The sequence below is a fragment of the Calidithermus roseus genome (genome assembly GCF_003574095.1).
Taxonomy (GTDB): domain Bacteria; phylum Deinococcota; class Deinococci; order Deinococcales; family Thermaceae; genus Calidithermus; species Calidithermus roseus.
This window is the reverse complement of record NZ_QWLA01000090.1, coordinates 1-12132: the sequence shown is the minus strand read 5'-3', so window position 1 is coordinate 12132 and position 12132 is coordinate 1. Positions and strand designations below refer to the sequence as shown.

15 protein-coding genes are annotated in these 12132 nt (G+C 72.3%); 11 read left to right on the top strand and 4 right to left on the bottom strand.

What is annotated here, in order from left to right; genetic code table 11:
* Positions 1-83: 83 nt before the first annotated feature.
* The 6 genes from Mrose_RS16330 (at position 84) to Mrose_RS16305 (ending at position 5307) form a co-directional block, all read left to right on the top strand.
* Positions 84-644, top strand: a complete 561-nt coding sequence (locus tag Mrose_RS16330; RefSeq protein ID WP_119280073.1) for a hypothetical protein — start codon at positions 84-86, stop codon at positions 642-644.
* Positions 645-745: 101 nt separating this feature from the next.
* On the top strand, positions 746-1636 hold the full coding sequence (locus Mrose_RS16325; protein ID WP_119280071.1) for a hypothetical protein: 891 nt from the start codon (positions 746-748) through the stop codon (positions 1634-1636).
* A 1-nt stretch (position 1637) separates the two neighbouring features.
* The gene (locus Mrose_RS16320; protein WP_245970000.1) at positions 1638-3251 is read left to right on the top strand and encodes a hypothetical protein; all 1614 of its coding nucleotides are present in this window, start codon (positions 1638-1640) and stop codon (positions 3249-3251) included.
* Positions 3252-3260: 9 nt separating this feature from the next.
* On the top strand, positions 3261-3857 hold the full coding sequence (locus Mrose_RS16315) for a hypothetical protein (RefSeq protein WP_119280069.1): 597 nt from the start codon (positions 3261-3263) through the stop codon (positions 3855-3857).
* Entirely contained in the window at positions 3857-4840 is a 984-nt protein-coding gene (locus Mrose_RS16310) for a hypothetical protein (RefSeq protein WP_119280067.1), read from the top strand. Before Mrose_RS16315 ends, Mrose_RS16310 begins: the two co-directional genes overlap by 1 nt.
* Positions 4837-5307 (top strand): hypothetical protein, encoded by a 471-nt coding sequence (locus Mrose_RS16305; RefSeq protein WP_182482878.1) that lies wholly within the window; start codon positions 4837-4839, stop codon positions 5305-5307. The genes Mrose_RS16310 and Mrose_RS16305 overlap by 4 nt, the downstream gene beginning before the upstream one ends.
* 140 nt (positions 5308-5447) lie before the next feature.
* Here the strand turns inward: Mrose_RS16305 and Mrose_RS16300 are convergent, their stop codons facing one another.
* From Mrose_RS16300 to Mrose_RS16290, 3 genes are read right to left on the bottom strand one after another with little or no spacing between them, the layout of a single operon-like run.
* Positions 5448-6218 (bottom strand): hypothetical protein, encoded by a 771-nt coding sequence (locus Mrose_RS16300; protein WP_119280066.1) that lies wholly within the window; start codon positions 6216-6218, stop codon positions 5448-5450.
* A gap of 16 nt (positions 6219-6234) precedes the next feature.
* Positions 6235-6939 (bottom strand): hypothetical protein, encoded by a 705-nt coding sequence (locus Mrose_RS16295; protein WP_119280064.1) that lies wholly within the window; start codon positions 6937-6939, stop codon positions 6235-6237.
* A gap of 9 nt (positions 6940-6948) precedes the next feature.
* Positions 6949-8133, bottom strand: coding sequence for a helix-turn-helix domain-containing protein (locus tag Mrose_RS16290; RefSeq protein WP_119280062.1), 1185 nt, complete (start codon positions 8131-8133; stop codon positions 6949-6951).
* Positions 8134-8495: 362 nt separating this feature from the next.
* Between Mrose_RS16290 and Mrose_RS16285 the strand changes: the two genes are divergently transcribed.
* Positions 8496-8912: a lamin tail domain-containing protein gene (locus Mrose_RS16285; RefSeq protein WP_119280060.1), complete on the top strand. Its 417-nt coding sequence runs from the start codon at positions 8496-8498 to the stop codon at positions 8910-8912.
* Between the two features lie 124 nt (positions 8913-9036).
* A complete protein-coding gene (locus tag Mrose_RS16280; protein ID WP_182482877.1) occupies positions 9037-9711 on the top strand; it encodes an SEC-C domain-containing protein in 675 nt (224 codons plus the stop codon).
* Between the two features lie 86 nt (positions 9712-9797).
* On the opposite strand, the gene Mrose_RS19010 is transcribed toward Mrose_RS16280, so the two are convergent.
* Positions 9798-9968 carry a hypothetical protein gene (locus tag Mrose_RS19010; protein ID WP_157202961.1) on the bottom strand — a complete coding sequence of 57 codons (171 nt, stop codon included), beginning with the start codon at positions 9966-9968 and terminating at the stop codon, positions 9798-9800.
* 220 nt (positions 9969-10188) lie between these two features.
* On the opposite strand from Mrose_RS19010, the gene Mrose_RS16275 reads away from it, so the two are divergent.
* From Mrose_RS16275 to Mrose_RS16265, 3 genes are read left to right on the top strand one after another with little or no spacing between them, the layout of a single operon-like run.
* Positions 10189-11139 carry a tyrosine-type recombinase/integrase gene (locus Mrose_RS16275; RefSeq protein ID WP_119280056.1) on the top strand — a complete coding sequence of 317 codons (951 nt, stop codon included), beginning with the start codon at positions 10189-10191 and terminating at the stop codon, positions 11137-11139.
* 31 nt (positions 11140-11170) lie between these two features.
* A complete protein-coding gene (locus Mrose_RS16270; protein ID WP_119280054.1) occupies positions 11171-11539 on the top strand; it encodes an antitoxin Xre/MbcA/ParS toxin-binding domain-containing protein in 369 nt (122 codons plus the stop codon).
* Positions 11536-12114 carry an RES family NAD+ phosphorylase gene (locus Mrose_RS16265; RefSeq protein WP_119280053.1) on the top strand — a complete coding sequence of 193 codons (579 nt, stop codon included), beginning with the start codon at positions 11536-11538 and terminating at the stop codon, positions 12112-12114. Before Mrose_RS16270 ends, Mrose_RS16265 begins: the two co-directional genes overlap by 4 nt.
* Positions 12115-12132: the final 18 nt, after the last annotated feature.

Genomic DNA, 12132 nt, shown 5'->3' with positions numbered 1-12132 from the left:
CTCCGTCACGCCCGCCTTCGGCGTGAGCCTGGGGCTTCAAGCCGGCATGGAAAACCTCCTGGGGCCCCTGACCCTGCGGGGCGGTGCGCCTGCGGGTGCAGGTCGACGGGCGCGTCGAGCGCCTGGAGGGCGGGCCCTTCGGCCGGGCGGTGGCCGAGGGGGTGGGGGTGGAGCTGGTGGCCGCCGGTGACGTGCGGGTGGTGAGCAGCCTGGTCTACGAGCGCAGCCCCTGCGCCTTCGTGGGCGGCCGCAGCGGCGAACGCCTGCTACCTTCGCGTTGCGACGACCTCGCCGCGGCCAACCGCCTGGCGGTGCTGAGCCTGGGGGGCAGCATCGTGCTGGGGCAGGGCAACGCCGACGCCAGCCTCAACCTCGACGAGGACAACCCCCGCCTGCAGGGGCAGTTCCTCGCCCCGCGCGGCAGCGTGGGGGCCGAGCGCCCCGAGCTCTCCTCCGCGCGGGGGGTGGCCTTCGTGCTGGGCAGCCTGGCCATGGGCCGCTGGGCGCCGTGGGGTCCCTGGCAGCTGTCGCTGACCTACGACCCCCGCCTGCAGCGGGGCGGCTTCCTCGGGGGCGAGGGGGTGCTGGCGAGCGGGGTGTTGGGGGTCTACCTGCGGTTGGAGGGCGAGCAGCGCGCCCGCTAGCCCCGGGCAGGGGCAGGCCCCGCCCTTCTCATCCACGCCCGCCGGGGCCGGGGGCCCCTGGCTATAATCAGCGCTATGAATTTACTCGACAGGAGGAAACAATGAAGCGATGGCTCGTGACCGTCGTCCTGCTGGGCCTGGGGCTGGCCCAGAGCTACAAGATGCTTTACTCGGATGAGATCGAGCGGGTTCCCGCCACCGTCGAGGTGGTCCAGGGCTTCAACACCGTCATCTCCGCCCACGACTACGTGGAGCTGGGCACCCTGGGCCGCCCCGAGCTCGTCACCATCACCCGCCTGTCCAAGAACGTCATCCAGCTCAACACCAGCGCCACCAGCGGCGTCAGCGGGCTGACGCTCCTCATCGGCGGGCGGCCGCAGCAGTTCACGGTGCGCATCGGCGGCGGCCTGTACAACCGCACCTACATCATCCAGGCCTCGCGCCTGGCGGGCTACTTGCCCACGGGCGCGCCCGAGACGGGCGGTGGACGATCCCCTTCGGTACCGGCTGACGCCGGTACACCGAGTGGGAACGACCCCCAGGGGCGGGCCGGGCCCGCGGGGCAGAAGGAGGCCCCCGGGGGAGGAGCGAAGCCTTCGGCCGACCGGGCCGATGTTCCCACCCCGGCCGCCGGGATGGGGGCGCGGGAGGAATGGGTCCTCGCCCGCGTCAGCGGGGCCCAGACCCTCGCGGGCGGTGGGGTTTTTGTGATCAACTACAGCCTCGAGAACCTCTCGCCCCGGCGGGTGGCGGCCGACGTGGCGCGGCTGGTGATCCGCCAGGCCGGGCGGGAGAAGAGCTTCAGCCTCAGCCGCCTGCCCGCCAGCGCCATCCTCGAGCCCAAGGCGGTGCAGGCGGGGAGCATCCTGGTCAAGGACGTCGCGCCCGGTGAGCTGGAGCTGGAGTGGACGCTGGTGGAGCTGGGGGAGTCCCCCCGCACCTTCGTCGTGCGCCGCACCCTCAACGCCGCCGCTCTGAGCACTGGGGGTTAGCGTGGACGATCCCCTTCGGGACGCCGCCGGAGGCGGCGGGAGGCCCGCACGCCGCAGGGGCGGCCCGCGCCCCCTGGTGCTGGCTCTGGTGCTAGCGCTGGCGCTGGTCAGCCCGGCGATGGCCCAGGACTTCTCCGCCGACGACTACCTCTACTCCTTCCCCGACCAGCGCTTCGAGCTCAACCCGCAGGGCCACTGGCCCTACCTGGTGCTGACCCGCAAGAGCCTGCTCGAGGCCTGTGCCGGCGGACAATCCCCTTGCGGCCGCTACGAGTGGTGGCTGCCCTACTCCACCCTGCAGGCCACCCAGGCCGTCGCCCGCGACCTGCGCCGGGCCTGGGCCCGTTTCGAGGAGCGCTACTTCTGGCGGGTCCAGACCGCGCTCAACCAGCCCGCGCTGAGCCTGGCCTACTGCAGCCTGGGCCTGAGCCTGGGGGACCTCGACGCCTCCCCCCCGCCGGTGCAGCTGGAGACCGCCCAGTCCTTCCTGCCCTCCGCCCTCCCCGCGCCCCTGCCCACCACGCCGCCCGCCAGCGCGGGGCTGCACCGCCTCGACCTCTACCTCCCCCTGCCCCAGGTGCCCGCCGCCGACTTCTGCGACGGGCTGTCGGTGGAGTTCGTGCCCATCATGGCCATCCCGCCTTTCTGCCTCGAGCTCGACTTCATCGGCTTCTCCTGGTGCACCCCCGGTTACCCCGACGAGCCGCTGTGGTTCAACGAGGACCACGCCGCCGAGGTGGTGCGCCGGGCCATCGACCACGGCCTCAAGCGCTACGGGGCGGAGTACCAGCAGCAGGTGCTGCAGGCGCTGGCCCCCCGGGTCAACCCCGGCGCCCTCGAGGTCTTCGCCCCGCTGGCCTGGCAGGCCCACCTCAGCGGGACGGGGGCGGTCGTCGCCGCGGTGGGCGACCTCGCGCCCGACCCTGCGCGGCTGAGCGGCGGGTTGCAGGCGATCCTGCAGGCCGTGCGCCAGGCCCGCCTGCCCCAGCCGGAGGACGGGCTGCGCCTGCCCTACTACGGCCAGAGCCTGCTGGCCCTCAGCCGGGTGGGCCCGCTGGCCGGGGTGGCCGGGCCCTTGTGCCAGGCGGTGGCGGGGTGCGCCGAGGGCCTCTTCGAGCAGGCCCTGCGCGCGGCGGTGGCCACCTCGGGGCTCTCGGGCGTGCAGAAGCCCTACGCCCCGGGGCTGTGGCGCCTGGAGCAGCTCAAGCGTTTTTTCCCGCCCAGCCACCCCCTCATCCAGGAGGCCTTCGGCTACGCCAGCTTCTTCCAGGCGTGGAACCAGCTCACCTTCGGCACCGTGCCCGACCTCACCGCCCGCTGGGTCCCCGGCGAGTACGCGCTGGCCCAGGCCCAGCGGGTGGTGGGCTACTGGTACGTGCCCGTCAAGCTCAAGATCGTGCTGCAGCAGCCGTGGCTCATCCCCCAGCCCGACCTGCCGCGCCTGCGGCCGGTGGCCCCCTACTTCCTGCCCTACGCCCTCGAGCGCACCCACTGGTCGTGGGTGAGCGTGCCGGAGGGCTACCGCATCCCCCGGGTGGCCGGCACCCCGGGGCTGGGGGTGCCGGGCGGCCCGGCGTGGGACGCCGACGCCCTCTACCGCGTGCTGCTGCGCTAGGAGGAGTGCGTGCGAAACATCGTCGTGACCGCCGTGTCCCTGCTGGCCCTGACCCCGCTGGCCCTGGCCGACCCCGTCGACGAGCTGGCCCGGGTCTACTCGCTCGTGCGTCAGGGGCTGTGCGCGCTCAAGATCACCTGCGCCCTGCCCGCCGACGCGCTGTGGCCGGCAGGTTACAACGAGTACCGCCCGGCGGTGGAGCAGGCCCAGGAGGCCCTGCTGCTGGGCCCGCCCGTGCGCATGTCGTGGGCCTACGACCTGCTGGCCCGGCGCTTCGCGGGCGAGGCGGCCGGCTGGCCGCGGGTGAAGATCGTGGTCGACGCCCGCGAGCGCCCCTCCCTGGCGGGCTGGGAGCAGGAGCGGCTGCGCGCGCACGTGCAGGTGGTCAGCGGCGGCGAGCAGGGCGACGCGCTGTCGACCCTCACCGGGCTGGGGCTGCCGCTGGCCTACTTCCGCGGCCCCTCCGGGGAGAAGCTGTACTTCGTGGTGGGCAACGACCTCTTCCTCGAGCCCAAGGGCCCGCTGGCCGAGTCGCTCAAGCCGCTGCTGCTCACCGCCATCGAGCTCGTCGAGGCGGCCTCGCGGCGCCAGAAGGAGGTGCGCTGATGCGGCGGGCGCTGCGGCTACTGGCTCCGCTCGTCCTCGCGGCGGCTTCCGCCGCCGCCCAGGCCCCGGCCGACCTCGCGGCGAGGTGCGCGGCGCTGCCCGCCGCGCTGGTGCCCAGCCTCCCCAAGCGGCCGGCGGCCAGCCTCAGCGCGAGCCCCGAGGGTCTGGGGGCGCCCGGGGTGCTCACCCTGCGGGCGCGGGTGGAGGGCTGGGCACTGCAGGCCAGCCTCAGCGTGCGCGCCGAGCGGCGCTGGGACGAGCGCGGGGGCCTGCTCGACCTGTGGGCGGGGGCCGTGCTCGAGCGCACCCTGGCCTACGGCCCCCTCCAGGCCGCCGACAACGGGATGCACACCTTCACCCTGCGGGCGCAGGTCTGCTACCGGTCGGGCGGGGCGGTGGCGGGGGAGGAGCTCACCGCCCAGGCCCGGGTGCCCGTGTTCATCCCCTGGGCCACCGCCGATCTGCCCCGCCTGCTGTGGCGCGAGGCCGAGGCCGCCAACTACGTCAAGGGCCTGGCGGGCGACGTCGTGGGGGGCGAGCCCATGTCGGTCGAGGGGCTGGTCACCGGCCTGACCGACCCCGTGCGGGCGGTGCTGCGGGACTACCTGGTGCGGGGCTACCTCAACCAGGGGCACTACCCCCCTTCCTGCTCGGGGCTGTGCTACGCCGTCGCGCCGGTGCAACTGCGGCTCTACGCGGTGGACGGCGCGCGGGTGGGCGGGCTGTTCCAGCAGGGCTGGGCCCAGCTGGGGCTTTACGGCGGCCACAAGGACAGCCGCGCCTTCGAGGTCGGGGGCAGGGGGGTCGCCGGGGTGCTCCTCGTGCGGGGCTACCGCCACGACTACGTGCTGCTGTCCGCCAGGGGCGACTTCGACGACCCGCAGGTGCAGGTGGTGGAGATGCCCAAGGGGGGCGCCGAGGCCCTGCGCCAGGCCCTCGCGCTGGCGGCCCTGCAGTCCCAGGCCAAGGAGGTGCGGCCGTGAGGGGCGGCCTGCGGCAGTGGGGGGCCCTGTTGGCGGCCCTGGCGGCGCTGGCACCGGGCTCCCTCCCCGCGCGGGCCCAGGCGCCCCTCCCCCTCGGCGGCGACTTCCGGCCGCACGCCCAGGTGCTCGGCCGGGAGGAGGAGGTCCAGCGCTTCGTGGCCTACCGCACCCAGAGCCTGCTGCTGGTCGGATCCACCCCGCCCTTCGGCGGGCTCGAGCGGCTGCTGGCGGGCAAGAGCCTCACCGTGGTGACGGGAGAGGCCGACCGGGGCGCGTTGGCCTGGCTACAGGGGGCGCGCTACAGCCTGCGGCTGCTGCCGGGGCGGGTGCGCGGGGGCTTTTTGCTGGCCGACGACCGCTACCTCATCGCCCGCCAGCAGGAGCGCTGGCTGCTGCTGGACCACCCCCCCACCGTGGTGGCCATCAAGCAGCAACTGCTGCTGGCGCTGCAGGGCGCCGGGCGCTAGGGCGAAGAGCTGAGGTCGAGCCCAGCCAGCCCTCGCAAGGGCCGTCGGGGTAGGGGTGAGGCCACAAGGCTCAAACCCCCAACCCCTCGGCGGCCGGGAATTGCAGCGGCGCAGTTGGCGTGGGTGGAGACGGCCGCACCTCACGAGGGGTCGGACCACAGCAGCCGCCGGTGCCTCTCCAGCAGGTGCAGTGCTTGGTGGCTGTTACGGGCGCCGGATAGCAGGCTCAGGAAGAGCACCCGGTCTTGCGAGACCTGATCGAGCAGCCCCTCCCGCTCCGCTTCCCTCAGCATCGCCTTGTACCTCTGCAGCTGGGTCTCCAGATCCTGCGAGGCGGTGGCCCAGGTTTCGAGGGAGAGGTACGCGCGGGCGTCGCGCACCTCGACCACGTATCCCCGGTTCCGCAATCGGCGGATCGCTTGGGCGAGCACCCGGGCCGCGTTGTAGGTAGCCGACTGACGACGGCCTGGGTCGGCATCCATCAGGCTGTTGCGGTAGACCAGCAGCTTAAGCCCCTCCGCCCAGGAGGGCGAGGACAGGGGCCGTAGCCGCTGCCCTTCGGGCCAGCGGGGCTTGAGGTGGTCGGCCAGCAGGAAGGGATCCAGGTCCTGCCCCTCGACAAGGTGTTCAAGCAGCAGCTGCTGCACGGCCTTGCCCCATTCGCCGTAGCCGATGCCCTCAGGCCCGTCCCACCAGAGTACCCTCTTCAGCTCGGTGTAGAGGTGCTCGACGACTGCCTGCGTTGACCATACCCGGTCGGCACGGAGACCCAGGAACTCGTACTGGGCCTCGAGGCCCTCCGGCAGCGGCGGTACCGACGCCCGGCGGGCCTCGACCAGGCGGCGGAAGGCCCCGGCGAGCTCGCCCGCGGCGCAGGAGGGGGTCTCGGGGCTAGGGTCGGTGTTGCTCATGACCGGGACCTCCACCCTACGACGGTCCCTCCCACGCGCAGCGCGGGGGACTGCAGCGCAGCCGCAGCACCTGTTCCCCCTTCCGGACGTAGAAGCCCCTCCCCGGGAGCACCTCGTTGAAGAGGTGCGCGGCCTCCGCGCAGGGGACGTGCCCTGACCGGGCCGCGGCCTGCAGGAGCGCACAGGTGCGCACGACGGGCACCTGGGGGTACAGGCAGCGCAGGAGGTCGATGATGGCCTGATCATCGGCCAGGAGCGTCCACCCGCGGCAGACCGCGACCGCGGCCGCCTCGGCCTCGCCGGGGCCGACCCTGCGGCGCCGGTAGCGCCCCGGCGAATCCCGGCAGCGATCCCAGGCCCGTTTTTCGCTCAGCTCGTAGGCCAGCGCGGCCTCCTGGCTGGTGAGCTCCACCGGTCGCCAGAGGTGGCCACTCCCGAGCGCGAACCCCTGGATCAGCGGGGCGGCGGCCTGGTAGTCTTCGTAGCCCGGCAGGCTCGCCATGTGGAGCGGCCGCAGGAATTCGGAGCGCAGCGCCTGGGTGTAAGGGCGCGGCAGAAGCACCTCGGCGGGGTCGAGCACCGTGGGCGAGAGGAGCACCGGCTCCGGGAGGAGCCGGTGCAGCAGATAGGCGTAGCCGGTGTGCACGAAGTTGGAGAGCAGGCTGGTGTCCGCGATGCAAGGCTGGGCGAGGGAGGTTTCGGGGTCGGGCCTTACGTCCACGTAACCATTCTAGGCGACCTGGGGCAGCTCATCGAATTCGCCTGCCTCGAGGGGGTTGGCCTTGGGCGGCTCGGCCAGCAGCCGGGCGCGCACGGTGGTGACGTCCACCCTGAGGAGGTCGGCCGCCTGGGCCGGGGTCAGATGGTCGGCCTGCAGGGCCCGGCGCAGCTGCTCCAGAACGGACACCGGGTAGCGCTCGAGGAAGAGGGGGTGGGGCTCGGGAATGCGGAACATCTCCTCCTCCAGCCCCAGCGCCCGGGCCATGGCGGAGGGGCTGTACCCCCGGAACAGCCGGTGCTGCTCGGTGCTGATGAGCTTCTCGTCGAGGAGCCGGTTGAGCACGGTGGCGTAGCTGACACGGAAGTAGGCCGCCAGGCGCAGCACCTTGTAGGCGTCCAGGCCCCCCTTCTCGCGCTCGTCCTCGACCAGGCGGCGCAGCTCCTTGCCCGGGACCAGGAAGTGGGCCGCGAAGGCGTCGGCGAAGCGCTCCTTGGCGTCGTAATCGCCCATGCGGCAGACGATCCCGCCTGACTGGTGGTGGAAGAGGGCGTGGGCCCACTCGTGGGCCAGGGTGAAGACCTGCCGCCCGGGGGAGGTGTTGGCGTTCACCAGGATGCAGAAGCCCAGCGCGGGGTGGTTGTACACGGCGCCGGAGATCCCAACCCCCCCCTCCCCCAGCGGCCCCAGCGGGGCCCGGTAGACCAGCACCCCCTTCTCGTCCAGGAAGGCGTAAAGGTTCGGGAGGGCGTCCAGCCCCAGCTTGTAGTGGTCGCGGGTCTTCTCGGCCAGGGCCGAGACGCGCCGCAGGTCGGTGACAGGCTCCTTCTCCGCCAGGGGCTTCGGGGGGCGTCCAGGCCCGCTCAGGGGCACCTCGAGCACCTCGAGCAGCTCGGCCCACTCGTCCAGAAAGTCCAGCCAGCGTTCCACCTCGTCGCGGATCTTCAGGTCGTCGGGCAGGCCCCGGTAGAGCACCTCCCGCTCGGCCTTGCGATCCAGATCCTCTTTCCCCAGGAGGTAGCCGCGGTTGACGCGGTAGAGCCGGGCCAGGTCGTCCAGCTGCCTCGCGCCCGGGACACGCTCGCCGCTCTCCCACAGGGCGACCAGCTCGCGGGAGACTCCCAGCACCCGGCCCACCTGCTCCTGGGTGAGCGCGAGGGCCTCCCTGCGCTCCTTGAGGCGAAAACCCAGGGTCATATTGACCCTCCTTTCGTGATCTATTCGGTTCGCGGCAGTCACCGCGATATTGATTATAAGTGTACCGATATGTCTATGTCTATAGTAGCGTATAGATACCCTTTCATATCGGATAAATGCCAATTATGTAACATGAAGATCTTGGCATCTTTGTGATACAATGGACCGCGTGGAGTTGGCACGCCCACCCCCTACCCCGAAGAAGGGTGCGGCCTGACTCGCACTCAGGCCGCACCCCGGCGAGGCCCGCAGGCCCCTGGTTGCATGTTGCCCTTCAAGGCTAACCCCTGGGGCCCTGCGAATCAAGGCATCAGGCTCGATCCGTCCAGGCGAACCCTGGGCAGCCATGGAGGTCTTTTCGTATGGAACAACACCGCATCGGGCGCGTCTGCGCCAACCCCCCCGGCAACGACCGCGGCCAGGACCGCGCCGGCGAGTGGGTCGAGGTCATCGTGGGCCCCTCCGGCGACCTCGGCGGCCACGAACTGCAGCACCGGGTCTTCCCCAGCGGCCGCTGGGAGGCCCTGCACCGCTTCCCCGAGGGCTTCAAGCTGGTCCCCGGCACGCCGGTGGTGGTCCACGCCGGGCACGGCCGCAGCGGGCCGGACCCCCACGGGGTCTACCACCTCTTCACCGGGGCCAACTGGCGCTTGAACAACGACGGGGACATCGTGCGCCTGCTCGACCCTCGGGCCAGCGAGCTCCACCGCCGGGAACTGCGCGGCGACGAGTGCGAAGGCACCCCCTCGGGCGCGGCCCCGGGTCCCTGCCGGCGATGACCCCGCCGCGCCCCTTCGGGAGTTGAGGGTGGAGCCGCCGGCTGCCGCACTCTTCCTCAAGGGCCCCGCCCGGGTCCCCTGGTACCACCAGGACCCGGGCCGGTGGCGCCGGGAGGAGGATGCCTTGCGGGCTCGCTTCCCGGGGTTTTCCCCCGGGGAGCGCCTCGTGGCGGTGACCTCAGTGGTCTGGCCCGACTCCCTGCATCCCTACCGCTACTGGCGGGGCTGGCTGCAGCCGCTCACCCCGCACGCCGAGGTCGGGCTCCTCGCGGCGCACTTCGAGCGTGACCTGCCCCTCCGGGTGGGCCCATACGGGGCCCTCTTTCCCACCGCCGACGTGCCGCCCAAAGGCGGTGTCGTCGCCCGGCCCGGGCTTTACGTCCCCTACCGGGTGGAATTGGTTTACCCGGAGCTGCCTGCAGTGCCGCACGTGTACGTGCAGTACCCCAGGGTCGACGAAGGCGCATTCCCCAACCACCCTCACCTCCTGAGCGCCCGGTCACACCCGGCGGGCAGCCCGCGCAGCGCGGCGTGCGTGTTCGCGCCGCACGAGGGCTTGTGGACCTGGGAGGGTGCCACCGGGGCCCAGATCCTGGAGTGGGCGGCGATCTGGCTGGCCAAGCACGTGCTCTGGGCGCAGCAGGGCGGTAGGCCGCAGGACTGGCTGGGCGACCAGGCCCCCCACGACCGGTCCACCCTCCTGCGGACCACCCGGCCCTCGGCGCCGTGCTGGTGCGGCAGCGGGCGGGCCAGCCAGCGCTGCTGCCGCCGCACGGCGCAGGCGTCCGGCGCGGCCTGAGCCCCGTGCGGCTGCGCCAGGTGTGGTCCGACGGCTCCGGCCACGCGGAGGGGGTCGCCTTCCCGCGCGCCCCCGTGTTCCCCGGCTCAACCCCTCAGCCCGTAGCGCGGCAACTCCTCGCGCGCCACCTCCAGCTCCTGCAACAGGTAGTGCCCCCGGCAGCCCACCCGGATCCACCGCCGCAGGAGCAGCCTCCGCCCGCGCCGCTCCACCACCCGCCAGCCCCCCGCCGACCTCCCGTCGTGCGCCTCGTGCATGGCCATCGCCTCCTCTATTGGTGATATATTATTATTTTATAGGAGATGACGGAGGATTAGATAAGGGCGCCCTTCCCAAGCCCACCCCGCCTCCTCCTCTTCACGGCCCTCGTTGCGCATGCGCGTGCGCGGGCGCAAGCGCTCACCCAGGGCAACAGGGAGGGGAGGGGCCCGGTATTGGGCGGTAGCGCCCTGTTATGTTTACGGGTATATTCAAGTTATGTTACTGCCCTCCTCCCCCTTCGACGAGCCCGACACCCGCCGGGAGTGGGTCGAGCGAGCGCTGGGGCGCTGGGACCGCGCGGCCTTCGGCGAGGCGCTCTCCTACGCGGCCAAGCTCTTCGGCTGGCGCGAGGCCAACCTGCAGCGCGCCATGGAGAGCCTGTTCTACTGGCTCAAGGAGCAGGGGCGGCGCTGGCCGGCCCTGGAGCGGGGCGACCTGCTGGCCTTCTGGGCCTTGGTCGAGCGCGGCCAGCCCCCGCTGGCCAAGCGGCCCCTGCGGCGCCCGGCGACGGTGTACTCCTGGTGGTGGAGCCTGCGGCGGGTGCTGGCGGTGATCGAGTGGGCCGGGCTGGAGGTGCCCCCCCTCGACTTCCCGCCCCGCCCGAGCTACCTCAGCTCGCGGCCCCACCTCTCCGACGCGGAGTTCGCCCGGCTGCTGCGGGCGGCGCAGGAGCACCCCACCGGCGCGCTGCGGCGGCTGGGGGTGGCGGTGCTCTACCTGCTGGGCGAGGCGGCGGTGGGGGCGACCGAGCTGTTCGCGCTGCGCCTGGCGGACTTCGACCGTGCGCGGCGGGTGCTGCGGGTGCGCGGGGCCAAGGCCCGCGAGGTACCCCTCTCCGAGGCGGCCGCCCGGGCGCTGGAGGCCTACCTCGACGACCGCGAGGTGGTGCTCGCGGGGCAGCCGCTGGGCAGCCCCTACCTCTTCGTGCGCATGACCAACAAGCGGGGCGGGCTGGGCCGGCCGCTGGGCGCCGACACCCTCAACGGGCTGCTCGAGCGGCTGGAGGCGCTGGCGGGGCTCGAGCGCGAGGGGCTGCTGGTGCCGCTGCGCTGGCGGGCAGTGCGGAAGCTGCTCGAGCAGGGCCTGAGCCCCCAGGAGGTGGCCCGGCGCACCGGGCTCTCCACGGTGGTCGGGCGCGGAAAGGAACATAAAGGGAATGAAATTTGACGCAATAGGGGAATAATGCTAGCCTCGAGCCATGATCCCCGCGCTGCGTCACACCCTGCTCGAGGGCCACAATCCCCAAAGCGGACGCTTCGACGCGCTGAGGTTGGCGAAAGCGCTGGGCCTGAGCGTTACGGAGATGGCCGAGGTGCTGGGCTACACCCCCCGGGGCCTGCGGGCCAACCCCGACTCCAAGAACCTCCAGGGCAAGCTGGGCGAGCTGGTGAGTCTGGTCCTCCGGTTGCTGGAGGAGTTCGACGGCAGCATGGGGCACGTGCGCATCTGGCTGCACGCCCCTCACCCCGCCCTGGGGGGCGTGGCCCCCTACAAGGCCATGCATCGGGGGGACTTCGCAGCGGTCGAGGCCCTGGTCGCGGCTATGGAAGAGGGCAGCCCGCTGTGAAGCGGGGGCAGGAGCTGAAGGAGGCCCTGCGGGGCCTCGTTCTTTGGCCTGCCCAGGGTACGGCCTACCGCCTGACCGGCTTGAGGTACATGGCCAGCCCGCTGTCCGTCGAGGGGGCGCTCAAGCACGGAGGGCGCTACAACAAGAAGGGGGTGTTCGGGGCGCTCTACCTGGCCGACACCCCGGCCACCGCGCTGGCCGAGGTACAGATGCTCAAACTCAGCGACCATCGCCTGGTGGGGGTCAAGGGGCCACCGAAGGTGCTGGTCAGCATCGACTACACCCTGCAAGCGGTGCTGGACTTGAACGACCCCGGCGTGCAAGGCGCTTTGGGTACCGACCCGCAAGAGCTGGGGGATGAGTGGCTGCTGAAGCAGCAGCGGGGGGAGGGGGTGCTCACCCAGGAGCTGGGCGAGGCCGCACACGGGCTGGGCACGGTCGAGGCGCTGTGGGTTCCCTCAGCCCGGCTCGAGGGGGCCCGTAATCTGGTGGTCTTCCCCGACCGGCTGCGGCCCGGCAGTTGCCTCACCCTCTACGACCCGGAGGGGCTGCTGCGCCTGACTCGAGAGGGATAGCCGCACCCTGCAGGCCTG